The 23751-nt window shown below is 65.2% G+C and carries 19 protein-coding genes; 13 read left to right on the top strand and 6 right to left on the bottom strand.

Annotation, left to right across the window (positions count from 1 at the left end; all coding sequences use genetic code 11):
• Nucleotides 1–22 precede the first annotated feature (22 nt).
• From BUQ73_RS10390 to BUQ73_RS10360, 7 genes are all read left to right on the top strand, one after another.
• A complete protein-coding gene (locus BUQ73_RS10390; protein WP_079227813.1) occupies nucleotides 23–766 on the top strand; it encodes a glycosyltransferase family 2 protein in 744 nt (247 codons plus the stop codon).
• A complete protein-coding gene (locus BUQ73_RS10385; RefSeq protein ID WP_079227811.1) occupies nucleotides 763–1035 on the top strand; it encodes a lipid-A-disaccharide synthase N-terminal domain-containing protein in 273 nt (90 codons plus the stop codon). Before BUQ73_RS10390 ends, BUQ73_RS10385 begins: the two co-directional genes overlap by 4 nt.
• A gap of 3 nt (nucleotides 1036–1038) precedes the next feature.
• Entirely contained in the window at nucleotides 1039–2595 is a 1557-nt protein-coding gene (locus tag BUQ73_RS10380) for an ArnT family glycosyltransferase (protein WP_079227809.1), read from the top strand.
• Between the two features lie 89 nt (nucleotides 2596–2684).
• Entirely contained in the window at nucleotides 2685–3554 is an 870-nt protein-coding gene (locus BUQ73_RS10375) for an SdiA-regulated domain-containing protein (protein WP_416171823.1), read from the top strand.
• A gap of 91 nt (nucleotides 3555–3645) precedes the next feature.
• Nucleotides 3646–4866 (top strand): putative DNA modification/repair radical SAM protein, encoded by a 1221-nt coding sequence (locus tag BUQ73_RS10370; RefSeq protein ID WP_079227806.1) that lies wholly within the window; start codon nucleotides 3646–3648, stop codon nucleotides 4864–4866.
• Nucleotides 4857–5702 (top strand): TIGR03915 family putative DNA repair protein, encoded by an 846-nt coding sequence (locus BUQ73_RS10365; RefSeq protein ID WP_079227805.1) that lies wholly within the window; start codon nucleotides 4857–4859, stop codon nucleotides 5700–5702. Before BUQ73_RS10370 ends, BUQ73_RS10365 begins: the two co-directional genes overlap by 10 nt.
• Before the next feature lie 170 nt (nucleotides 5703–5872).
• Nucleotides 5873–7975: a TonB-dependent siderophore receptor gene (locus tag BUQ73_RS10360; RefSeq protein WP_416171822.1), complete on the top strand. Its 2103-nt coding sequence runs from the start codon at nucleotides 5873–5875 to the stop codon at nucleotides 7973–7975.
• 262 nt (nucleotides 7976–8237) lie between these two features.
• On the opposite strand, the gene BUQ73_RS10355 is transcribed toward BUQ73_RS10360, so the two are convergent.
• The 3 genes from BUQ73_RS10355 to BUQ73_RS10345 form a co-directional block, all read right to left on the bottom strand.
• Nucleotides 8238–9209: a biotin-dependent carboxyltransferase family protein gene (locus tag BUQ73_RS10355; protein ID WP_079227801.1), complete on the bottom strand. Its 972-nt coding sequence runs from the start codon at nucleotides 9207–9209 to the stop codon at nucleotides 8238–8240.
• Complete coding sequence (locus BUQ73_RS10350) at nucleotides 9206–10081, bottom strand: 5-oxoprolinase subunit B family protein (RefSeq protein ID WP_079227800.1); 876 nt, start codon at nucleotides 10079–10081, stop codon at nucleotides 9206–9208. Before BUQ73_RS10350 ends, BUQ73_RS10355 begins: the two co-directional genes overlap by 4 nt.
• 92 nt (nucleotides 10082–10173) lie before the next feature.
• Nucleotides 10174–10932 carry a 5-oxoprolinase subunit PxpA gene (locus BUQ73_RS10345; RefSeq protein ID WP_079227798.1) on the bottom strand — a complete coding sequence of 253 codons (759 nt, stop codon included), beginning with the start codon at nucleotides 10930–10932 and terminating at the stop codon, nucleotides 10174–10176.
• A gap of 116 nt (nucleotides 10933–11048) precedes the next feature.
• Between BUQ73_RS10345 and BUQ73_RS10340 the strand changes: the two genes are divergently transcribed.
• From BUQ73_RS10340 to BUQ73_RS10315, 6 genes are all read left to right on the top strand, one after another.
• Nucleotides 11049–11966 carry a LysR family transcriptional regulator gene (locus BUQ73_RS10340; RefSeq protein ID WP_027916830.1) on the top strand — a complete coding sequence of 306 codons (918 nt, stop codon included), beginning with the start codon at nucleotides 11049–11051 and terminating at the stop codon, nucleotides 11964–11966.
• Nucleotides 11967–12161: 195 nt separating this feature from the next.
• Complete coding sequence (gene yddG, locus BUQ73_RS10335; RefSeq protein ID WP_079227796.1) at nucleotides 12162–13058, top strand: aromatic amino acid DMT transporter YddG; 897 nt, start codon at nucleotides 12162–12164, stop codon at nucleotides 13056–13058.
• A 170-nt stretch (nucleotides 13059–13228) separates the two neighbouring features.
• A complete protein-coding gene (treS, locus tag BUQ73_RS10330) occupies nucleotides 13229–15295 on the top strand; it encodes a maltose alpha-D-glucosyltransferase (RefSeq protein WP_079227795.1) in 2067 nt (688 codons plus the stop codon).
• Nucleotides 15296–15383: 88 nt separating this feature from the next.
• Nucleotides 15384–18368 (top strand): autotransporter outer membrane beta-barrel domain-containing protein, encoded by a 2985-nt coding sequence (locus BUQ73_RS10325; RefSeq protein WP_079227793.1) that lies wholly within the window; start codon nucleotides 15384–15386, stop codon nucleotides 18366–18368.
• 197 nt (nucleotides 18369–18565) lie between these two features.
• Nucleotides 18566–19195: a riboflavin synthase subunit alpha gene (locus BUQ73_RS10320; RefSeq protein ID WP_079227791.1), complete on the top strand. Its 630-nt coding sequence runs from the start codon at nucleotides 18566–18568 to the stop codon at nucleotides 19193–19195.
• A gap of 9 nt (nucleotides 19196–19204) precedes the next feature.
• Nucleotides 19205–19906, top strand: coding sequence for a YoaK family protein (locus BUQ73_RS10315; RefSeq protein ID WP_079227789.1), 702 nt, complete (start codon nucleotides 19205–19207; stop codon nucleotides 19904–19906).
• A gap of 2 nt (nucleotides 19907–19908) precedes the next feature.
• On the opposite strand, the gene proP is transcribed toward BUQ73_RS10315, so the two are convergent.
• The 3 genes from proP to BUQ73_RS10300 all read right to left on the bottom strand — a co-directional run bounded on the left by proP (nucleotide 19909) and on the right by BUQ73_RS10300 (nucleotide 23726).
• On the bottom strand, nucleotides 19909–21411 hold the full coding sequence (gene proP, locus BUQ73_RS10310) for a glycine betaine/L-proline transporter ProP (protein WP_079227787.1): 1503 nt from the start codon (nucleotides 21409–21411) through the stop codon (nucleotides 19909–19911).
• Nucleotides 21412–21678: 267 nt separating this feature from the next.
• On the bottom strand, nucleotides 21679–22653 hold the full coding sequence (gene hemB, locus BUQ73_RS10305) for a porphobilinogen synthase (RefSeq protein ID WP_079227786.1): 975 nt from the start codon (nucleotides 22651–22653) through the stop codon (nucleotides 21679–21681).
• A gap of 239 nt (nucleotides 22654–22892) precedes the next feature.
• Nucleotides 22893–23726: a substrate-binding periplasmic protein gene (locus BUQ73_RS10300; protein ID WP_079227784.1), complete on the bottom strand. Its 834-nt coding sequence runs from the start codon at nucleotides 23724–23726 to the stop codon at nucleotides 22893–22895.
• Between the last annotated feature and the right edge of the window lie 25 nt (nucleotides 23727–23751).

Raw genomic sequence — 23751 nt, 5'->3', positions numbered from 1 at the left:
TACAAGAACACAGGAAGCCTCAATGACTGATCCACTTGACCTCTCGGTACTGATCCCCGCCAAGAATGAGGTCGACAACCTGCCGGCATTGCTGGCGGAAATCCGCACGGCGCTGGCCAACGAACATTACGAAGTGCTGGTGGTCGACGATGGCAGCAGCGACCAGACCCTGAACGTGCTGCAGCAGTTGAAACAGCAAGGCTTCACGCAATTGCGCATCCTGCGCCACGACCGCTCGCTGGGCCAGAGCACCTCGATCTGGCACGCCGCCCAGGCTGCTCGCGGGCGCTGGCTGGCCACCCTGGACGGCGACGGGCAGAACGACCCGGCCGACATCCCCGGCATGCTCGCCCTGGTGCGCGGCAGCGAAGATCTGGGCGGCGGCATCAAGCTGGTGGCCGGGCACCGCGTCAACCGCCGCGATACCGCCAGCAAACGCTGGGCCTCGCGCTTTGCCAACGGCCTGCGCAGCCGCCTGCTCAAGGACGCCACGCCAGACACCGGCTGCGGCCTGAAGCTGATCGAGCGTGACGCCTTCCTGCGCCTGCCCTACTTCGACCACATGCACCGCTTCATCCCGGCGCTGATCCTGCGCCACAAGGGCCGCATGCTGGTGCACCCGGTCAACCACCGCCCACGCCATGCCGGGGTGTCCAAGTACGGCAACCTCGACCGTGCCCTGGTCGGCATTCTCGACCTGGTCGGGGTCTGGTGGCTGATCCGCCGCACGCGCCTCGACAGCCAACCAAAGGAGCTCGAAGGATGACCCGCGAAACCCTCTGGCTGATCGTCGGCTTCGCCGGTCAGGTCGTGTTCACCGGCCGCTTCGTCCTGCAGTGGCTGTACAGCGAATTCAAGAAACGCAGCGTGATCCCGGTGGGCTTCTGGTACCTGAGCATGCTCGGCAGCGCCCTGCTGCTGATCTACGCCATCTACCGTGAAGACCCGGTATTCATCATCGGCCAGTCGTTCGGCCTGGTGGTGTACCTGCGCAACCTGCAACTGATTGCCCGCCACAAAGAGCAGAAGGAATAGCCCTTGCCAAGGTTCAAGACGCTCGGGGCCGAACGCCTGGCCCTGGTTGTACTCGCCGTGCTGCTTGTAGGCGCCGGTATCGGCTGGCGCCAGCCGATGAACGTCGATGAGGAACGCTTCCTCGGCGTGGCCCTGGAAATGCTCCAGAGCGGCAACTGGTTCATCCCCCATCGCGCTGCGGAAATCTACGGCGACAAACCACCGCTGTTCATGTGGACCGTGGCCCTGTTCAGTTACCTGACCGGTTCGCCAAAAGTCGCCCTGTACCTGCCGGGGCTGATGTCGGCGGCGACCATCACCCTGGTGCTGCATGACCTGGGTCGGCGCCTGTGGACCCGGCGTATCGGCGTGATTGCCGCGCTGCTGTTCCTGGCGACCTACCAGAGCTACAGCATCCTGCGTACCGGGCAGATCGACAGCTTCCTGTGCCTGTGGGTGGCGCTGGGCCTTTACGGCATGGTCCGCCACCTGTTGCTCGGGCCCGCCTGGGGCTGGTTTTACCTGGCCTGCGCAGCCATGGGCCTGGGCATCATCAGCAAGGGCGTGGGCTTTGTTCCGGCACTGATGCTGCTGCCCTATGCCTGGGCCGTGCGCAAAGGCTGGCGCGGCGTGGTGGCGTATCCCGGCCAGGGTTGGCGCTGGAGCCTGGGTTTCGTCTGGCTGCTGGCCGGCTGCGCGGTGTGGCTGCTGCCGCTGCTGGTATCGATCGCCCACGGCGGTGGTGCGGCAGAGCTGGCCTACTTGAAGGAAATTCTCCTGCGCCAGACTGCCAACCGTTATGCCAATGCCTGGGACCATCGCGAGCCTTTCTGGTACTTCTTCGTCAAGGTCATCCCGCAGTACTGGCTGCCACTGATCCTGGCCTTGCCGTGGCTGGTGCCGGCCTGGCGCCGACAGCTGCAAAAACGCGATGGGCGTTTCCTGTTGCTGCTTGGCTGGGTCGCCCTGGTGCTGCTGTTCTTCAGCCTGAGCAGCGGCAAGCGCAAGCTCTACATCTTCCCGGCCCTGCCCGGCCTGGTGCTGGCCATCGCCCCGCTGGTGCCTTGGCTGCTCAAACGCTGGCTGCAGCGCCGCCCCGGCTGGCGCAAGGCGTTCACCGCCATCGCCCTGGCCTGGTTCTGCCTGTGGTTCGCACGCGGCTTTGTCGAGCCCATCAAGGAAGGCCGCAACCCTCACGAAACCTTGATGAGCGACGCCGCACGCGCCACCGGTGGCGCCGAACTGGTGCTGGTCAACTGGCGCGAAGGGCACTGGCTGTTCGCCCGTCAGCCTATCGTCCATTTCGGCTTCGCCAACCAGTCCAAGCCCGAAACGGCGGTGTACTGGTTACGCCATAACCCCGCAGCCTTCGCCTTGATTCCGGCAACGGAACTGGGCCGTTGCTTCAACGCCGACAAGGCTCACCGGCTGGGCGATACCTCGCGCGCCGAGTGGTACGTGGTCGGTGCCGATGCCGATAACGGCCAATGCCAGCCAGCCGCACCAGCGCAGGTCTACCACTTCGCCTGGGCCGACACGCCCGGCAATCTGCAAACCGCCGCTCAGGGGGCCGCACAATGACTACCCAGACCCTGCCCGCCCCGCGTCGGCACTTCTGGCAGCGCTTGAACCGCTGGGGCCAGCTCGGCGCAGTGGCAGTGCTGGTGGCCATGGCCTTGATCGGCATCGAAGCCGCGCGCTCGTTCTGGCCCCAGCAGCTCTACGCGCACCTGAGCAACCACTGGACCGGTGACACTGCCCCCGGGAAGAACGTCTGGCTGCCGGCCTTCCAGGTCACGATCGACGCCAAGGTGGTAGAGCCTGGCCTGAACAACCTGTCCGGCATCACCTACGACTACGACCGTGACCGGCTGCTGGCAATCACCAATGGTGTGCCCATGGAGTTGCTGGAGCTGAGCAAGGGCGGCGACGTTTTGGCGCGCTACCCGCTGGTGGACTTCGAAGACACCGAAGGCCTGGCTTACCTGGGCAATGGCCGCCTGGCCATCAGCGATGAGCAGATGCAACGGCTGGACGTAATCACCCTGCCCGACCACCCGCAGCCGATCCATGCCAGCGAGGCGCAGTGGATCACCCTCGACATCAACCCGACCTACCGCAACAAGGGCTTCGAGGGGGTGACCTACGACCGCCAGCACGATCGCCTGTTCGCCATCAAGGAGCGCGACCCGCGGCAGCTGTTCACCGTCACCGGCATGCTCACGGCGCTCAGCGGCGGCCCCCTGCAGTTGACGGTCAGCGACCGCCGCGACTGGGTCAAGCGCAGCGTGTACGCCACCGACCTGTCCGACGGCTACTACGACCCGAACACCGGCCACCTGCTGGTGCTCAGCGACCAGTCGAAGAACATCACCGAACTCGATGGCGATGGCCGCTTCGTCAGCATCCGGTCACTGCGGGCCTGGCTCGGCGGGCTGCAGCATGACGCCCCGCAGCCCGAGGGCATGACCATGGACAGCGCCGGCGACCTCTATATTGTCAGCGAGCCCAACCTGTTCTACCGCTTCAGCAAGCCCTGAAGCCTGGCACCTCGACCTTTCGCCGCTGGGCCCTTGCAAATGCACAAGTCTCGAAATACTGTATGAATATTCAGTATTTCGAGACATCCTCATGCAACTCATCGCGAAACTCGGCATTCTCGCCGATGCCGCCAAGTACGATGCCTCCTGCGCCAGCAGCGGCGCGCCGAAGCGTAGCTCGCGCGGCAGCGAAGGCCTGGGCGCGACCGATGGCATGGGCATCTGCCACAGCTACACCCCCGATGGCCGCTGCGTGTCGCTGCTCAAGGTGCTGCTAACCAACTTCTGCCTGTATGACTGCCAGTATTGCGTCAACCGCCGCTCCAGCAACGTGCCACGGGCCCGCTTCAGCCCCGAGGAAGTGGTGCGCCTGACCCTGGACTTCTACCGGCGCAACTGCATCAGCGGCCTGTTCCTCAGCTCCGGGATCATCCGCTCGGCCGACTACACCATGGAGCAGCTGATCCGCGTGGCGCGCCTGCTGCGCGAGGAGCACAACTTCCGTGGCTACATTCACCTCAAGACCATCCCCGATGCCGACCCGCTGCTGATCGAAGAAGCCGGGCGCCTGGCCGACCGCCTCAGCGTCAACATCGAGTTGCCCACCGACGCCAGCCTCAAGCGCCTGGCCCCGGAAAAGCAGGCGCACACCATCCGCCAGGCCATGGGCGTGATCCACCAGGGCCAGCAGGCCGTGGCCGGTGAACCGAAAGCACCGCGCTTCACCCCGGCCGGGCAGAGCACCCAGGTCATCGTCGGCGCCGACGCCACCGACGACAGCACCCTGCTGCGCAACGCCGAGTCGCTGTATCAGGGTTATGGGCTCAAGCGTGTGTACTACTCGGCCTTCAGCCCGATCCCCGACAGCCCTGGCAGCGTGCCCCTGGCCGCCCCGCCACTGTTGCGCGAACACCGCCTTTACCAGGCCGACTTCCTGCTGCGTGGCTACGGTTACAAGGCCGGTGAGCTGCTTGGCCAGGCCGGCAACCTGGCGCTGGACATCGACCCGAAGCTGGCCTGGGCGCTGGCCAACCGCGAGGTGTTCCCGCTGGATGTAAACCGCGCCGAGCCCGCGCTGCTGGCACGCATTCCCGGCATCGGCCTGCGCAGCGTGCAACGGCTGGTGGAACTGCGCCGCGAGCGGCGCGTGCGCTATGACGACCTGATCCAGCTGCGCTGCGTGCTGGACAAGGCGCGGCCGTTCATCGTCACCAGCGATTACCGCCCCGCCGATGGCGAGCTGCGCAGCGGCTTGCTCAGGGCGCGCCTGCGCGAACCCCAGGCGCCTCAGCAGATGGGGTTGTGGGGGTGATTGCGCTCGATTGCGATGACCAGTTCGGCACCTGGCGCAGCCAGGCCCGTACCCTGCTCGGGCACGGTATCGACCCCGCCGACGTGACCTGGGCGCAAGGCCCGATCAGCGACCTGCTGGCCCTGCCCACGCCCCTGCCAGAAGGCCCCGGCCCGTTCCGCGCCAAGGTGCCCGCCACGCTGCTGACGCAACTGGAGCAAGCCGCACGCTACCGCGGCGAGCAACGCTGGAACCTGCTGTACGAGGTGCTCTGGCGCGTGGCCCACGGTGACCGCACGGCCATGTTGGCCGGTGACCGCCTGGGCAGCGAATTGCAGCGGCGCATCAAGCAGGTCAGCCGTGAAGCTCACCACCTGCATGCGTTCGTGCGCTTCGTGCCACTGCCAGAGGCACTGGCCGAGCAATTGCAACTGGACCTGGTGGCCTACCACGAACCCGCTCACGACATCCTGGAAGGCGCCAGCGCGCATTTCGCCGACCGCCTCGGGCGCCAGCGTTGGCTGATCGCAACGCCACAGGACGGTATTCGCTTCGACGGCCAGGCCTTCGAATATCACCGCCGTTGCCCGGACGATTGGCGCCAATGGGCACAAAATGCCGAAGACCCCGGTGCTGAACTGTGGCGCACCTACTACCGGCACACCTTCAACCCGGCCCGGCTCAACCCCGATGCCCTGCGCCTGCACATGCCGGGGCGGTTCTGGCGGCACCTGCCGGAAGGCATGCTGATTCCCCAGCTGGAGGGCCTGGCGCGGCAAGGCAAACAGCGCGATGGGCAGGCACTGGAAGTGGCCAGCCAGCGTGGCAAGAAAATCACCCGCTCCGGTGATTTGTGAAAATTTTGTAATAGATTTGGCATACCACCTTCCCAAGGTGCGACACATCCTGACAAACTTACTGCTAATCGTTCTCATATTCACTTGCATTAGCAGTAATCAGGAGCCCACCCGTCATGCTGTCGTCCCTCGCGCACACGCGCCCCCTGCCCGCCCGCAACCTGCTCGCCATGGCCGTGTGCATGGCCATCGCTACCCCGGCCTTGGCCGAAGATGCCCCAACCACGCTGGAACTGGGTGCCACCGAAATCAGCTCGGACGCGCTGGGCAGCACCACCGAGGGTTCGGGGTCCTACACCACCGGTTCCATGTCGACCGCCACAAAGCTGCCAATGAGCATGCGTGAAACGCCCCAGGCGGTCACCGTGATCACCCGCCAGCGCATGGACGACCAGGCCATGACCAGCGTCAACGACGTGGTCAAGGCCACCCCCGGCCTGTTCCTCGACTATTCCAACGGCCCAGGTCGGCAGAGTTACTCGTCGCGCGGTTTCGACATCGATAACCTGATGTACGACGGCATCCCAAGCGGCTACACCGGCTGGGTGGTCGGCGCCCAGCCGAACCTGGCCATGTTCGACCGGGTCGAAGTGGTGCGTGGCGCCACCGGCCTGGTCACCGGTGCGGGCAACCCGTCGGCGGCCATCAACTTTGTGCGCAAGCGCCCGCTGGCCGAGCAGAAGGTCACCCTCACTGGCGCCGCCGGCAGCTGGGACGACTACCGCGGCGAAGCCGATGCCTCCAGCCCGCTCAATGACAGCGGCACCCTGCGCGGGCGTGTGGTGGCGTCCTACCGCGACGCCAACAGCTACGTCGATGATGTCGAGGAAGACCACGGCCTGTTCTACGCGGTGACCGAGGCGGACCTGTCCGATGACACCAGCCTGATGCTCGGTCTCTCGCACCAGAAGGACAAGACCAACTACTTCTGGGGCGCCATGCCCACTGCCCTCGACGGCCATCACATGGGCTTCTCGCGTTCCTATAATCCGGGCACCGACTGGGAGAACAAGGACCAGGAAATCAACACCCTGTTCGCCGAGTTGCACCACCGCCTGGCCAATGACTGGAAGCTTCAGCTCAACGCCAACTATTCGCAGCAGGATGCGACCTTCACCGGCTCCTACCAGTCGCGCTGGGCCGGCCTGCAGGCGCCGCTGTCACGCACGGTCTACCAATCGAAACATCAGGAAAACCAGACCGGCCTGGACGGCTTCGTCAGCGGCCCGTTCGAACTGCTCGGCCGTACCCACGAACTGGTGGTCGGCGCCAGCAAGCGCATCTATGACATGGACACGCGCAACTACAGCCCGTACGACACCAACTGGCCGCTCAACGGCGGCAAGCCGAACTTCGTGCACACCGGCAACCAGCGTGAAGTCACCACCCAGGATGGTGTGTACCTGACCACCCGGCTGAACCTGGCCGACCCGCTCAAGCTGATACTCGGCGGGCGCCTGGACTGGTACGACTACGACAACCGCGATGGCGACGGCGACTACAAGGTCACCCGCAACGTCACCAAGTATGCCGGCCTGATCTACGACCTCGACGACCACCATTCGGTGTATGTCAGCTACAGCGACATCTTCACGCCGCAAAGCAACAAGGACACTTCCGGTACGCCGGTGAAACCGATCGTGGGCAAGAACTACGAGGTCGGCATCAAGGGTGAATACTTCGACGGCGCGCTCAATGCCAGCGTCGCGCTGTTCCGCATCGACCAGGAAAACCGTGCCACTCAGGTCTTCGTCGCGGACTGCCCGCAGACGTCCTGCTACGAAGCCTCGGGCGAGGTACGCAGCCAGGGTATCGACATGGAGCTGCAAGGCGCCTTGACGCCCAACTGGCAGATCGGTGGCGGCTACACCTATGCGCGCGCGCACACCATCAAGGACGCCGCCAACCCCGCCAATGTCAACCAGCGTTTCGACACCGATACCCCGGAGCATTTGTTCAAGCTGAACACCGTGTACCACTTCCAGGGCCCGCTGGAGAAGCTGCGCGTCGGCGGCAACATCTCCTGGCAGAGCCGTATCTACAACGATTTCACCGTCGCCGATGGCAGCGAGTACCGGTTGGTCCAGGGTGCCTATGCGGTTACCGACCTGATGGCCGGCTACCGGGTTGACCAGCACCTCGACCTGCAGCTCAACGCCAACAACGTGTTCGACCGCAAGTATTACTCGGCCATTGCCAGTTCGGTGGACTATGCCGGCGATACCTGGGGGGCACCGCGTAACCTGATGCTGACGGCCAAGTACAGTTTCTGATTGTTCGCCGTTATATCTTCAGCGCTTTTGAGACCGAGCGCCGCCCGCGCGGCGCATCGCGGATGAATCCGCTCCTACATCTGTTGCAACGTGCCACGCCTGTTACGCCAGGGTTGCCAGCCGGTTTGCACGGTTCAAGACATGCGCCAGGGCTGACAACCATGGCGTAACAGGTTCGGCACGTTGCAACAGATGTAGGAGCGGATTCATCCGCGATGCGCCGCGCGGGCGGCGCTCGGTCTCACAGGCACTACTGATTCAATCAGCCAAACAACCTGGCCAGGCAGCCGAGCTTCTTCTTGTACGAACGCCTGGCTGCCAGTGCATCCTCAAGGCTCACCGCCAGGAACCGCGCCTGCTGGTTCGGCTGCATCTGGCCGATCAGATCCAGGTCGGCACTGATCACCGTTCCGATCATCGCGTAGCCACCGCCCGACACCGCATCCCGGTGCAGGATGATCGGCTCCAGCCCTGCTGGCACCTGGATCGAGCCAATCGGGTAGCAACTGTCGACGATGTTCGATGGGTCCGACCCCGCCCCGAACGGTTGCTCGCGTGGCTGAAAGCTCAGCGCACCGCCGCCCTTGTAGCGATAGCCGATGCGGTCGGCCTCGGAGCCGACGGTCCAGGCATCGGTGAAGAAGCTCTTCGCCGCCGCCTCGGTCAAACGGTGGAAATACAGCCCGGGCACTACCCGCAGCACCACCTCGCCGCCCAGCGATTGGCGCAAGGCCATCGGCAGGCTGGCCCCGGCGCGGCTCTTGCCACTCGGCACGCCGACCGGCAACAGGTCGCCGGCCACCAGCTTGCGCCCTTGCAAGCCACCGAGCGCACCCAGTGCATAGGTCGAACGGCTGCCAAGCACCTCGGGCACATCGATGCCGCCTGCCACTGCCAGGTACGCCCGCGCGCCGGCCGTGGGGAAGCCGAAGCGCAACACCTGCCCGGCACGCACCGCGAAGGCGGTATCCGGGCGCTGCTCGCGGCCATCGAGCAACACCGGCATCTGCGCACCGCACACCGCGACCAGCGCGTCATGCTGAAACTCCAGTTCCGGCCCTACCAGGGTGCACTCCAGGCCGGCCGCAGAGGCCGGGTTGCCGACCAGGTGGTTGGCAGCCTGCAGCGCATACTGGTCCAGCGCACCGGAGGGCGGGATGCCCAGGTGGTAATAACCTTCGCGGCCCATGTCCTGCACCGAGGTGGCCAAACCGGGTTTGATGACCTTGATCATGCCAGCACCTCCTGCAGCGATCTGGGGTAGCCGACCGGGTCGGCAAGGAATGCATCCAGCGAGAACTCCACCGGGCGGATACGCAGGTCGAAGCGCCCATCCTCCACATCCGCCACGGCCTGGTCATACGCCTGGCGGTCGATGGGCTTGAACTGCACGATATCGCCCGGGCGGAAGAACACCATGTGCTCTTTCAGGTAGGCCAGCGACTGCTGCGGGTCGTAGATCGGTGCCGGGGTCACGCCGAACATCTGGTAGCCCCCAGCCCCGCGTACCGAATAGATGCAGCCGAAACAGCCACCATGGCCAAGGGTCAGCTTGGGCGTGTCGGTGCGCGGGCGCAGGTACTTGGGCACCTGCAGCTGGCGCTCGCGCTCGACCATCTGGAACATGAACGGCAAGCCGGCGACGAAGCCAACCATCGACACGAACCATGGCGCGCCACTGTGCGCGGCAATGAACGCCTCGACGTCGGCCAGCCCGTTGATACGCGCCGCATATTCCAGGTCGGTGCTGTTCGGGTCCTGGTGGCGGTCACGAAAGCGCATGAGAGTTTCGTGGGTCCAAGGGTCGTTGTACAGCACCGGGATCTCGATGATCCGTGTGCTCAGCGAACGCTCGGTCACCGCTTCGGCCTCGGCGCCACGCACCGCTTCGAGCAGTGCCTCGGGGGCGATGCGGTCGGGGTCGAAGCGGATCTGGAACGAGGCGTTGGCCAGGCAGATGTCGAGCACGCCCTCCAGTGCCAGGCGCTCCACCGCACGGGTCACCGCCATGCCCTTGAAGAAGGCCTCCAGCGACATGCTGTCGCTGACTTCGGCAAACAGGTGCTCGTCGGCACCGAAGCTGTAGCGGATCGGGGTACTGGCCATGTCTGCTCCTTTTTTGGAATCTTTATCGAACGGCAGGCAAAACAATCCTGTGCTGCAGGCCGTGGCGTCTTCGCGCCAGCAGCCACTGAAACTCAACGCGGTGCACGCACCTCGATGCCGGCGGCGTCCAGTGCCGTACGCGTGGCTTCGACCAAGTCGAGCGCACCGGGGGTGTCGCTGTGCAGGCAGATCGAATCGAATTCGATCGCCAGGTCCTGGCCTTCCACGGTGCGTACCAGGCCTTCCTGGCAGGCCCGCAGCACCCGCTCGGCGACCCGCTGCGGCTCGTAGCCACGCACATTGCGGGTGAACACGATGGAACCACTCAAATCGTACTCGCGGTCGGCGTAGAACTCGCGCACCACCGGCTGCCCGAGGTCCTGGGCAATGCGGCAGATCACCGAGCCGGGCATGCAGTACAGCAACAGCTCGGGCTCGATCACCTGCAGGTTTTCCACCAGCAGGCGCGCGGCCTCTTCGTCACGGGCCAGGTGCATGTACAGCGCGCCATGCGGCTTGATGTGCTGCAGCCTGACGCCCTGCGCCCGGGCAATCTCGCGCAGTGCACCGAGCTGGTAGAGGATATCGTCGACCAGTTCCTGGGCCGGTGCATTGATGTGCCTGCGGCCGAAGCCGACCAGGTCACGGAAGCCTGGGTGCGCGCCCACGCCCACGCCCAGCGCCTTGGCCCGCTCGACGGTGCGGCGCATGGTCCCGGGGTCGCCGGCATGGAAGCCGGTGGCGATGTTGGCCGAGCTGATGAAGGCCATCAGTTCGTTGTCGACGCCATCGCCGATGGTCCAGGGACCGAAGCCTTCGCCCATGTCAGAGTTGAAATCCACTGCCCGCATCGCTGTTCTCCTGGCTTGTGACGGCATGCAAGCCACGGTAAATTCTCCCGACCCCCTTGGGAAGATCTATAAACAGATAGGGTGTCTTCTGAAAATCAGATACCCAGGAGCCCACCGTGTCACTGACCCTGCGCCAGGTTCGCTATTTCGTCGCCACCGCCGAGATCGGCCAGATCTCCCAGGCGGCGATCCACCTCAATATTTCCCAGTCGGCAGTCACCACCGCGATCAAGGAACTGGAAGCGATGCTGGGGGTGTTGCTGTTTCAGCGCTCGGCCCAAGGCATGAGCCTGACCGACGCTGGCCGGCACTTCCTCAACCGCGCCTACGTGATCCTGCGCAGTGTCGACGATGCCCTGAACAGCCCGCTGCCCGATGTGCGCGCCAGCGGCCTGTTGCGCCTGGCGGCGAGCTACACGGTGATCGGCTACTTCCTGCCGCACCACTTGCAGCGCCTGGAACACTGGCACCCGGACGTGACCCTGGAAGTCCATGAGCAGGAGCGCAGCGCCATCGAGCAAGGCCTGCTGGAGGGGCGTTTCGACATGGCGGTGGTGCTCACCGCCAACCTCACTCACCCGGATATCGTCTCGGAAACCTTGTTCAACTCCGAGCGCCGGTTGTGGCTGCCCGGCCATCATCCGCTGTGCGAGCGCTCGGCGGTGAGCCTGGCCGACGTGGCCCGGGAGCCGTACATCCTGCTCACCGTCGACGAGGCCGAGCAGAGCGCCATGCGCTATTGGCAACAGGCCGGGCAACGGCCGAATGTGCGGGTGCGCACCAGCTCGGTGGAGGCGGTGCGCAGCATGGTCGCCAATGGCAGCGGCGTGGCGATCCTCTCTGACCTGGTGCACCGCCCGTGGTCGCTGGAAGGCAAGCGCATCGAGACGGTGACCATCACGGACCCAGTGACGCCGATGAGCGTCGGCCTGGCCTGGCACCGCGAGCGCGCGTTCAGCCCGGCGATGCAGGCGCTGCGCAACTACTTCCATGATGCCTTCCTGGCGCCGCAGCAACTCTCGGCCCGGCGCTGAGCCCAAGACCGTTCACAAATCCTGTAGGAGCGGCCTTGTGTCGCGAAAGGGGTGCGCAGCGCCCCCAAAATCTCAGCCTCGCCGCATGATTTGCCGGGGCCGCGCTGCGGCCCTTGCCGACCGGTCCGGCGCCCCGGCAAGGCCGCTCCCACAGGTGTTAGACTCGCCGGCCTTTTTTCAAACTGAGAGCAAGCAATGCGCATCACCAGCGGCCCTGCCGCCACCGCCTGCGGTCTGGCGGCGATCCTGCTATGGAGCACGGCCAGCGGCCTGATCCGCAGTGTCAGCGAATACTTCGGCCCGATCGGTGGCGCTGCGCTGATCTACACCTTTGGCGCCGCCCTGCTGGTGCTGCTGCTCGGTCGCCCACGCCTGCGCCATGCCTCGCGTTTCTACCTGATCTCTGGCTCCGCGCTGTTCGTCGCCTACGAAGTCTGCCTGAGCCTGGCCCTGGGTTTCGCCGTCAGCCGCACCCAGGCCATCCAGCTGGTCGTGGTCAACTATCTGTGGCCGAGCCTGACCGTGCTGCTGGCGATCTTCATGAACCGCCAGCCGGCACGCTGGATCATCGTGCCCGGCACCCTGGTCGCCTTGCTGGGGATTCTCTGGGTGGTGATCACCGATGGCCTGTCACTGGCGAGCATTGCCAGCAACGTCGCGTCCAACCCGTTGAGCTACAGCCTGGCAGCGGCCTGTGCAATCACCTTCGCGTTGTACTGCAACATTACCCGGCGCTATGCCAACGGGCAGAGCCATGTGGTGCTGTTCTTCCTGCTGACGGCGGCGGTGCTGTGGATGAAGTACTGGGTCAGCAGCGAAACGCTGCCGCCCTTCTCGCTGCGTCACAGCCTGGAGCTGCTGGCGGCAGCGGTGGGCATGGCTGGCGGCTACGCCTTGTGGAACATCGGCATCCTGCGCGGCAACCTGACCCTGCTGGCGACCGCTTCCTATTCGGCGCCCGTGTTGTCGTCAGCCTTCGCCGCCGCCTGGCTGGGTGCTCACCTGGGGCTGCAGTTCTGGCAGGGTGCGTTGCTGGTGACGGCCGGCTCGCTGCTGTGCTGGCAGGTTACCCGCCAGCGCGCAGCCAGCTGAATCACCAGAGCCTGACGGTGTAGTCCAGGTTCACCCGCAGTTCGTTGTGATCGCGGCGGTTCGGCGCACCGGCTTGCCCGCGAAGAGGCCAGCGCTATTCTCAAGCCGAACGATCCGCCCGCAAAGCCGTCATAACTTGGGCCGGTGCCGCCACGCAAAGAGGACGCGAAATGACCCAGCCCGACCCGTCTTACCTAAAATGGCTCGAAGACCGCTCGATGCTCAAGGCCTCGCAGGAGCGTGCCAGACTGTACTCCGGCCAGTCCCGCCTGTGGCAGAACCCTTACGCCGAAGCCCAGCCGCGCCGCGCCACCGAGATCGCCTCGGTGTGGCTGACCGTCTACCCCGACGCCATCATCGCCCCCGAAGGCTGCTCGGTACTGTCGGCCCTCGGTCACGAAACGCTGTGGAAGCGCCTGTCGGAAGTCGGCGTGCAAGGCATCCACACCGGCCCGATCAAGCACTCCGGCGGTGTGCGCGGGCGTGAATTCACGCCCAGCATCGACGGCAACTTCGACCGCATCAGCTTCGACATCGACCCGCTCTACGGCAACGAGCAGGAGCTGGTGCAGATGAGCCGCATGGCCGCCGCGCACAATGCCGTGACCATCGACGACCTGATCCCTTCGCACACCGGCAAGGGCGCCGACTTCCGCCTGGCCGAGCTGGCCCACGGCGCCTATCCCGGGCTCTACCACATGGTCGAGATCCGCGAGGAAGACTGGCCGCTGCTGCCCGAAGTGCCTGCGGGCCGTGATGCGGTCAACCTGTTGCCGGCACAGTGCGACGAACTCAAGCTGCGCCACTACATCGTCGGCCAGCTGCAGCGGGTGATCTTCTTCGAGCCCGGGGTCAAGGAAACCGACTGGAGCGCCACCGCGCCGGTCACCGGGGTGGACGGCAAGACCCGGCGCTGGGTGTACCTGCACTATTTCAAGGAAGGCCAGCCGTCGCTGAACTGGCTCGACCCCAGTTTCGCTGCCCAGCAGATGATCATCGGCGATGCCCTGCACGCGCTGGACTGCCTGGGCGCCCGCGGCCTGCGCCTGGATGCCAACGGTTTTCTCGGCGTGGAAACCCGCGCCAGCGGCAGCGCCTGGTCCGAGAGCCACCCGCTGTCGATCGTCGGCAATCAGCTGATCGGCGGCATGATCCGCAAGGCCGGCGGCTTCAGCTTCCAGGAGCTGAACCTGACCCTCGATGACATCGCGCAGATGTCCAAGGGTGGCGCCGACCTGTCTTACGACTTCATCACCCGCCCGGCCTACCAGCATGCCCTGCTGAGCGGCGACACTGAATTCCTGCGCCTGATGCTCAAGGAGATGCACGCCTTCGGCATCGACCCCGCGTCGTTGATCCACGCCCTGCAGAACCACGATGAACTGACCGTCGAACTGGTGCACTTCTGGACCCTGCACGCCCACGACATGTACCTGTACAAGGGCCAGACCTTGCCCGGCAGCATCCTGCGCGAGCACATCCGCGAAGAAATCTACGAACGCCTGTCGGGTGAGCATGCGCCCTACAACCTGCGCTTCGTCACCAACGGCATCGCCTGCACCACCGCCAGCCTGATCACCGCAGCGCTGGGCATTCGCGACCTCGAACAGATCAGCCCGGCGGACATCGCGCTGATCCGCAAGGTGCACCTGCTGCTGGTGATGTACAACGCCATGCAACCTGGCGTGGTCGCACTGTCCGGTTGGGACATGGTCGGTGCCCTGCCGCTGCCGGCCGAGGCGGTGGCCGAGCGGATGGTCGACGGCGATACCCGCTGGATCCACCGGGGCGGCTACGACCTGGCCGGGCTCGACCCGCAGGCCGAGGCGTCGGTGCGTGGCATGCCGCGGGCGCGCTCGCTGTACGGCAGCCTTGACCAACAACTGGAGGACCCTGAGTCGTTCGCCAGCCAGGTGAAGAAACTGCTGGCCGTGCGCCAGGCCTATGGCATCGCCAGTAGCCGCCAGGTGCTGGTGCCCGAGGTCAGCAGCCCGGGCTTGCTGGTGATGGTGCACGAACTGCCAGCAGGGCGTGGTATCCAGATCAGTGCCTTGAATTTTGGCCAGGAGGTGATTGCCGAACAGCTGCAATTGACCGGCTTCACCCCGGGAACGGTGGTAGACATGATCAACGAAACGGTCGAAGGCGACCTGACCGAGGATGGCCGCCTGACTGTCAACCTCGACCCCTACGAGGCGCTGTGCCTGCGGATCGTCAACAGCAGCGGGCATGTCTGATTGGCGATAAAGACAGTCGGCATTCAATAAAATCGTAATATCGGATGGCCATATTGGGCGCCCCTGAACAATAACTCATGGTCGCCCAATGCATTTCACGCCCAATCGCCTGGCCCTGTGCGTCGCACTGGCCTGTGCCGCCTTCGCCCCCGCCGCCTTTGCCAAGAACTACCTGATCGACAGCCCCAGCACTGATACCCTGGAGCTGAAAAAGGCCGACACGCTCAAGGTAACGGTCAACGGCAGTATCGTGGCCAGCGAAGACGACGGCGTGATCCTGCCCAAACACACCAGCGGCGCCACCCTTACCGTCGATAACGCCGGCATCATCCGCTCCACCGATGGCCGCGGCATCGATACCAAGGACGAAGGCGAAGACCTCAGCCACTACGTGATCAACAACCAGGCCGGTGCGCTGATCCAGGGCACCAACGATGGCTTGCGCTTCCAGACCAACCCCAGCGCCGGTGGCAGCCTGAGCATCGTCAACGCCGGCACCATCGAGTCCACCGTCGAAGGCCAGGCCATCGACCTGGAAGCCCTGAACAACCCGGCCTTCACCACCAGCCTGGTGAACCAGGCCACTGGCGTGATCCATTCGGTTGGCAATGACGCGATCAAGACCGGTTCCAACGCCACCATCACCAACTACGGGCTGATCTACACCGACACCGCCCCCCAGGACAAGAACGGCCTCGACCAGAAGTGGGACGGCATCAAGATCGGCACCTCGACCGGCGTCACCGTGTACAACCACGGCACCATCAGCGCCGACCGCCACGGTATCGACCTGAAAAGCGACGCCACCTTGTACAACTACGCCGGCGCCAGCGTGACCGGGCGCAACGGTTCGGGCTTCGGCTCGGACGGCAGCGGCACGGTGTACAACTGGGGCACCATCACCGGCGCCATCGCCGATGGCAAGGTCAATGGTGACGGCGACGGGGTCGACATCGACAACATCGGCTACGTGTACAACGCCGGCACCATCCAGGGCCTGGGCGCCAAGGGTGTGGACAGCGGCGGCCGGCCCAACGGCAGCGAAGGCATCGCCATGGGCGGCGGTACCGTCATCAACACCAGCACGGGGGTGATCCGCAGTGTCGACAACGGCATCCTGGTCGACGACGGCGCCGAAGGCTCTGGCGTGGCAGCCACGCACATCACCAACGCCGGCCGCATCGAAGGCGAAAACGGCTTCGGCATCAAGCTGATCGGCGACTTCGCCGACAGCGTGATCAACAGCGGCACCATCAGCGGCGGCAATGGCCTGGCGCTGAGCATGGGCGCGGGCAACGACAGCCTGGTGGTGCAGACCGGCGGCGTGTTCAACGGCCTGGTCGACGGTGGCGACGGCATCGACAGCGTGACCCTCGACGGCACCGGCAGCTTCGGCAACAGCGCCAACTTCGAAACGCTCAAGGTCAGCGGCGGCAGCTGGACGCTGACCAGCATCAACGATTTCAGCCAGGGCGGCGTGGTGACCTCGGGCGCCACCTTGATCAACCAGGGCCGCATCCTGGGTGAAATGCTCGTCGAACAAGGCGCCACCTATGCTGGCGGGGGCTCGGTCGGCGGGCTGCAAGTCAACGGCACGCTGTTGACCAACACCGGCTTGGGCGTTGCCACGGTCGCGGGTGACCTGAGCTTCGGCCAGGGCTCGACCCTGGTCTACGGGGTCAACGCCGATGGCAGCAGCGCCCCGCTCAGGGTCAGCGGCAGCGCCAGCCTCGACGGTGCCACCTTGCGCGTGCAGCCGAGCGCCGGCGAGTACCCCTGGCAGAGCCACTACACCGTGCTGACGGCTGGCGCGGTCAATGGCCGCTTTGCCCAGGTCACCAGCGACTATGCCTTCCTCACCCCGACCCTGAGCTACAGCAGCACCGCAGTAGGCCTGGACTACACCCGCAACGACGTGGCCTTCGAGCACTACGCGCAGTCTGGCAATGGCGCCGGAGCCGCGCGCAGCCTGGCCAGCCTCGGGCACAACAGCAACCTGTACAACGCCGTGCTCGGCACTACCACCGCCGGTGCCGGCAGCGCCATCGAGCAACTGTCCGCCAGCAATACCGCCAACCTGGCGGCAGCCACGATGGCCGGCACCAGCCAGGTCGGCAGCACCATGCTCGGCGCCATGCACAGCTTGGGCAGTTCCGCTGGCCTGCTGGTGGGCATGAACGACGAGGACGGCCCTGCCCTGGCCGCCACTGGCGTGCCCCGCGAGGCACGCAACCTCAATGACCCGAACGCCCAGGGGCGCGTCTGGGCGCAAGCGCTGGGCAGCTACGGCAAGGTCGATGGCAGCCACGGCGCCAGCGCGTTGGAGCAACGTACCGGGGGTGGCGTGCTGGGGGTCGACTGGGCGCTCGGCAGCGACTGGCGCCTCGGCGTGCTTGGCGGCTATTCGCGCACGCGACTGGACAGCACCGGCCTGGACGGCACCGTGCGCAGCTGGCACGCCGGCGTGTATGCCCAGCACCAGAGCGGCCCGCTGGCCGTGCGCCTGGGCGCGGCCTACAGCAGCCATGACGGCGACAGCAAGCGCGACGTGGCCTTCAGCGGCTTCAACGAACGCCTCAAGGGCGACTACGATGCCGACAGCCAGCAGGCGTTCGTCGAGCTGGGCTATGCCATGGGCAGCGGCCGCCTGAGCACCGAGCCGTTCGCCAACCTTGGCTACCAGCGCTACCACCGCGACAGCTACCGCGAACAAGGCGGTGACGCCGCGCTGGCGGTGGATGCCGACACCCAGGACAACTTCAGCAGTACCTTCGGCGTGCGCCTGGCACACCTGGGGCAACTGGCCAACGGCATGAGCCTGACGCCACGGGCGACCCTGGGCTGGCGCCACACCTACGGCAGCATCGATACCCGCACGCGCCAGGCGTTCATCGCTGGCGGCGATGCATTCAGTGTCGAAGGCAGTGCGATCGACCGCGACAGCCTGCTGGTCGAGGCCGGGCTGGATTTGGGGTTGAGCGCGCAGCAGAGCATTGGCCTGGGGTATAGCGGGGAGCTGGGCAGCAACAGCCGCAACCATGCTGTTGTCGGGCAATGGCAGTTGAAGTTCTAGATCTTCACTGCCTTTACTGGCCTCTTCGCGGGTAAACCCGCTCCCACAGGTATTGCACAAGTCTGGAAGGCTGTGGTGATCCTGTGGGAGCGGCGGTTCGGCGCCCCGACTTGCCCGCGAAGAGGCCGGTCTTGCAATTACTGCTGCACGGGCATAGCTTCCTGATGTTTTCCATTTTTGTGCCCAGGAGCAACTCCATGTACACCGGCATCGTCCAGGCCGTCCGCCCTCTGCTTGATGTGACCACCTACCCGGGCCACAACCAGTTCACCATCGACCTCACCCCCGAACTGCTTGAAGAGCTGAAGATCGGCGCCAGCGTCAGTGTCGAAGGCACTTGCCTGTCGGTCACCGAAATCCACGGCAGCCAGGTGAAGTTCGACGCCATGACCGCCACCCTCGAACGCACCAACCTGCGCTGCTTCAAGGCCGGCCAGGGTGTGAACATCGAACGTTCGGCGAAGATGAACGCCGAAGTTGGCGGCCACCTGATGGCCGGCCACATCGCCACCACTGCCGAGATCGTCGAGCTGTCGATCAAGGAAACCGGCGCCTTCATCACCTTCCGCATGCCACCTGAGTGGGGTAAGTACGTGTTCCCGCGCGGTTTCATCGGGGTCAATGGCTGCAGCCTGACCGTCGCCGATGTCGAGGACAACGTGGTCACCATCAACCTGATACCGGAAACCCTGCGCCAGACCACCTTCGCCCATTACCGGGCCGGCGAGCTGCTGAACATCGAAGTCGACCACCAGACCATGGTCCTGGTCGATGTGGTGGAGCTCACCATCAAAGGCACCCTGGCCCGCGAAAAGCTGCTGCCCTGAGGCCTGCGCATGCTGCCCAACACCCTCCCCGCGCGCACCGCCAGGCGCCTGCGCCTGCAGGTTTTGCGTGGCCGCGTCGGCCTTGGCCTGGTCGCCGGGTTGTCGGTGCTGGCCGGCATGACCGACGCCATCGGCCTGCTGGCGCTGGGTGATTTCGTCTCGTTCATGAGCGGCAACACTACTCGCCTGGCCGTGGCCATCAGCCAGGCGGACCTGGCCCTGGTGCTGCGCCTGAGCGGTGCCGTGCTCGGCTTCGTGGCGGGCAACGCGCTGGGTGTGCTGCTGGCACGCGGCATGCGCCGCCGGGCCTGGCCGGTGCTGCTGGTGGTGGCCGGGCTGTTGGCATGCGCCGCGTCGTGGCCGTTCGCCGCAACCTTCCCGTCGCTGCTGGCCGCCACCCTGGCCATGGGCATGATCAATGCGGTGGTGGAACAGGTAAACGGCCTGCCCATCGGCCTGACCTACGTCACCGGCGCCCTGTCGCGCTTCGGCCGTGGCCTGGGGCGCTGGCTGCTGGGCGAGCGGCGCAACGGCTGGCGGGTGCAACTGGTGCCCTGGGCCGGCATGTTGCTGGGCGCCGCCCTCGGCGCCTGGCTGCAGCAGCGCCTGGGCTTGCAGGCCCTGGCAGGCAGTGCGGCCTTGGCCTGCCTGCTGGCGCTGGTGTCGCGGTTCATTCCTCGGTCGTGGCAGCGCGGCTACATGCCGCGCTGAGGTCAATCGATGCGCGGGTGCTGCTGCGCCAGCAACTGGCGCTTGGCTTCCAGTTCGGCGATCTGCGCATCGATGTCTTCGATCTTCTGCTCGATGTTGTCATGGTGCTCCTGTAGCAGCTCGCGTGCTTCTTCGATGTCTGACGCAGCAGGCGCTGCACCACGCAGTGGCTTGTTGGCGGTTTCCTTCATGGTCAGGCCGGTAACCAGGCCAATCACGGCGATCACCATCAGGTAATACGCCGGCATGTACAGGTTGCCGCTGCTTTCCACCAGCCAGGCGGCGAGGGTCGGGGTCAGGCCGGCGATCAGCACCGAGATGTTGAAGGCGCTGGCCAGGGCGCTGTAGCGGATGTGCGTAGGGAACATTGCCGGCAAGGTCGAAGCCATTACGCCGATGAAGAAGTTCAGCAGTACGGCGATGATCAGCAGGCCGGAGAAGATCAGCCCGAGTGCGCCACTGTTGATCAGCATGAATGCCGGAATGGCCAGGGCGAACAGCCCGACACTGCCGACCACGATGAACGGGCGGCGGCCATACTTGTCGCTCATCAGGCCGATGATCGGTTGCACGAACAGCATGCCGACCATGATCGCGATGATGATCAGCACGCCGTGGTCTTCGCTGTAGTGCAGGTTGTGTGAGAGGTAGCTGGGCATGTAGGTGAGCAGCATGTAGTAGGTGACGTTGGTGGCGATCACCACGCCGATGCAGGTCACCAGGCTGCGCCAGTGCTGGGTGGCGACCTCCTTGAACGACACTTTGGGGCCCGAAGCCAGGCCCTCGCGGTCACCCTGTTCGAGCTTGTCCACGTGCTGCTGGAACGCCGGGGTTTCTTCCAGCGCATGGCGCAGGTAGAGGCCGATGATGCCCAGCGGCAAGGCCAGGAAGAACGGCAGGCGCCAGCCCCATTCGAGGAACTTCTCTTCGCCGAGAATGGTGGAAATCAGCACCACCACACCCGCCCCCAGCACGAAGCCGGCAATCGAGCCGAAGTCCAGCCAGCTGCCGAGGAAGCCTCGCTTGCGGTCTGGGGCGTACTCGGCGACGAAGATCGACGCCCCGGTGTACTCGCCGCCCACCGAAAAGCCCTGGGCCATTTTTGCCAGCAACAGCAGGATCGGCGCCCAGATGCCGATCGAGGCGTAGGACGGTATCAGGCCGATGGCAAAGGTGCTCAGCGACATGATTACGATGGTGGCGGCAAGGATTTTCTGCCGCCCGAAGCGGTCGCCCAGGGCGCCGAAGAACAGCCCGCCCAGCGGGCGAATCAGGAACGGTACCGAGAAGGTGGCCAGCGCCGCGATCATCTGCACGCCGGGGTCGGCACCGGGGAAGAACACCTTGCCCAGGGCGAAGGCGACGAAGCCGTATACACCGAAATCGAACCACTCCATGGCGTTGCCCAGCGCGGCGGCGGTGATCGCCTTGCGCATCTTGGCATCGTCGACGATGGTGATGTCTTTCAAGCCAATCGGCTTGACGCTTTTCTTGCGAGATTTCATGCCTGTATCCCTGTCACTGAAGGCTCTATGGCATCAGATACAACGGGACACTAAATAATTCAGCACTTACTGATTTTTTCTGCTGCCGGCCTTTTGTAGGAGCGGCATTGCCGGGGCGCCGGACCGGTCGGAAAGGGCTGCTTAGCGGCCCCGGCGATATTGATGTTGACGCAAGAATCGCGGGGGCGCTTTGCGCCCCTTTCCGACCGGTCCGGCGCCCCGGCAAGGCCGCTCCTACAAGCAGTGGCTTGCCGGTATGGGCTGTTGTCAGATGCCTTCGCGGGCCAGGTCCATGGCGAAGTAGGTCAGGATCAGGTCGGCACCGGCACGCTTGATCGCGCCAATGCTTTCACGCACCACCCGGCCTTCGTCGATGGCACCGGCCAGGCCGCCGAACTTGATCATCGCGTACTCGCCGCTCACCTGGTACGCCGCCAGCGGCAGGCGCGAGGCGGCGCGAATGTCGGCGATCACGTCAAGGTAGGCACCGGCCGGCTTGACCATCAGCACATCGGCCCCTTCCTGCTCGTCGAGCAGCGACTCACGCACCGCTTCGCGGCGGTTCATCGGGTTCATCTGGTAGCTCTTGCGGTCGCCCTTGAGCGCGGTGCCACCGGCTTCACGGAACGGCCCATACAGCGACGAGGCGAACTTGGTGGAGTACGCCATGATCGCGGTGTCGTGGAAGCCGGCGCCGTCCAGCGCGCTACGAATGGCCTGCACCTGGCCGTCCATCGCCGCCGACGGGGCGATGAAGTCGGCACCGGCCGCTGCGGCGATGACCGCCTGCTTGCCCAGGTTGGCCAGGGTGGCGTCGTTGTCCACGCCGTGGTCATGCAGCACGCCGCAGTGGCCGTGGCTGGTGTATTCGCAGAAGCAGGTGTCGGACATCACCACCAATTCCGGTACGGTGTCCTTGCAGATGCGCGACATGCGCGCGACCAGGCCGTTCTCGTTCCAGGTGTCGCTGCCGGTGGCGTCCAGGTTGTGCGACACGCCGAAGGTCATCACCGACTTGATGCCGGCGCGGGCGTAGCGCTCGATTTCCTGGGCCAGCAGTTTTTCCGGAATGCGGTTGACACCCGGCATGCTGGTGATCGGTACGAAGTCATCGATGCCTTCCTCGACGAAGATCGGCAAGATCAGGTCTTCCAGGCGGAATTCGGTTTCCTGGAAGATCGTGCGCAGGGATTCGTTCTGGCGCAGGCGGCGGGGACGAACGGAAGGGAAACGGTTGGACATGACAGCTCCAGGGCATTTTTAACGGCGTATACCTTATGCCTGTCGCGCGCCAGTGAAAAGGCCAGATGACGAGATTATGTCTTGCGTCAAAGGCAATAGCCGTTTTTTGCCTGTGCCGGCCCTTTCGCGGCGGTTCGGCGCCCCGACAAGCCCGCTCCCACAGTTACAGCACCCGTCTTGAGCCTGTGGTGATCCTGTGGGAGCGGGCTTGCCCGCGAAGAGGCCGGCAAGGGAGAAACTCAATCCACCAGCCGCGGCGCCCCCACCTCGGCCGCCTGGCGGTCCAGCCCATGGGCCTCGAGAATCCGCGCAATCTCGCCACTGTCATGCAACGCCTGGATGTTGCCATCCAGCGCCTTGCCCAGCTCGGCATTGCTCAGCATGTAAGGAATCGCCGTCTGCCCCGGCTGCTCGGTAGCCTTCACCCGTGCATCGGGCGCCGACACCTTGATGCTCGCCCCTTGATAGGCCCCCTTCTGCTGCGAGGCCACCGCCACCGCATGGCTGTCGATGCCCGCCTCGATGCGCCCGGATGCCAGGTCCTGGGCCATGGCCACCGGGTTGGGGTACAGCACCAGGTTGTCACCCAGCACCTTCTTCAGGTCATTGACCCACAGGTAGCCCTGCACGGTGCCGACCCGCTTGCCTTCCAGCTCGCCGACCGTGGCATAGCCCGGCTTCGAGATGATGCCCATCACATCCAGGTACAGCGGCGCCGACAGGCCCAGCACCTTGCCGCGCTCGACGGTGCGGTACCAGTCGCCGATCACCACGTCGGCACGGCGAGTGACCACCGACTGGATCGCCGCCGCCGGGTCGAGCACGCTGGCCTTGATGGTCAGGCATTCGCGGGCGGCGATCTGCCTGATGATCTCGCCGTCCACGCCGCCCAGCTCTTGGTTGGGCCCGGGGATCGAGTACGGCGGGAAGACCCAGGCCGCGACGGTCAGCACACCGGGGGTCAAGGTCGTGAAGCTGTGGCTCGGCTTGCACTCGGCCAGGGCCTGGGCACTGGCGGCAACGGCGACGCAAAGGGCCAGGCAACGGGTGATGCGCTTCAATGGTTTCATCACAGATACCTTTTCAATGTCAAGGGGC

The organism is Pseudomonas putida (assembly GCF_002025705.1).
Taxonomy (GTDB): Bacteria; Pseudomonadota; Gammaproteobacteria; order Pseudomonadales; family Pseudomonadaceae; genus Aquipseudomonas; species Aquipseudomonas putida_J.
The sequence above is the reverse complement of the archived record's forward strand: the minus strand, read 5'-3'. Positions and strand labels throughout refer to the sequence as shown.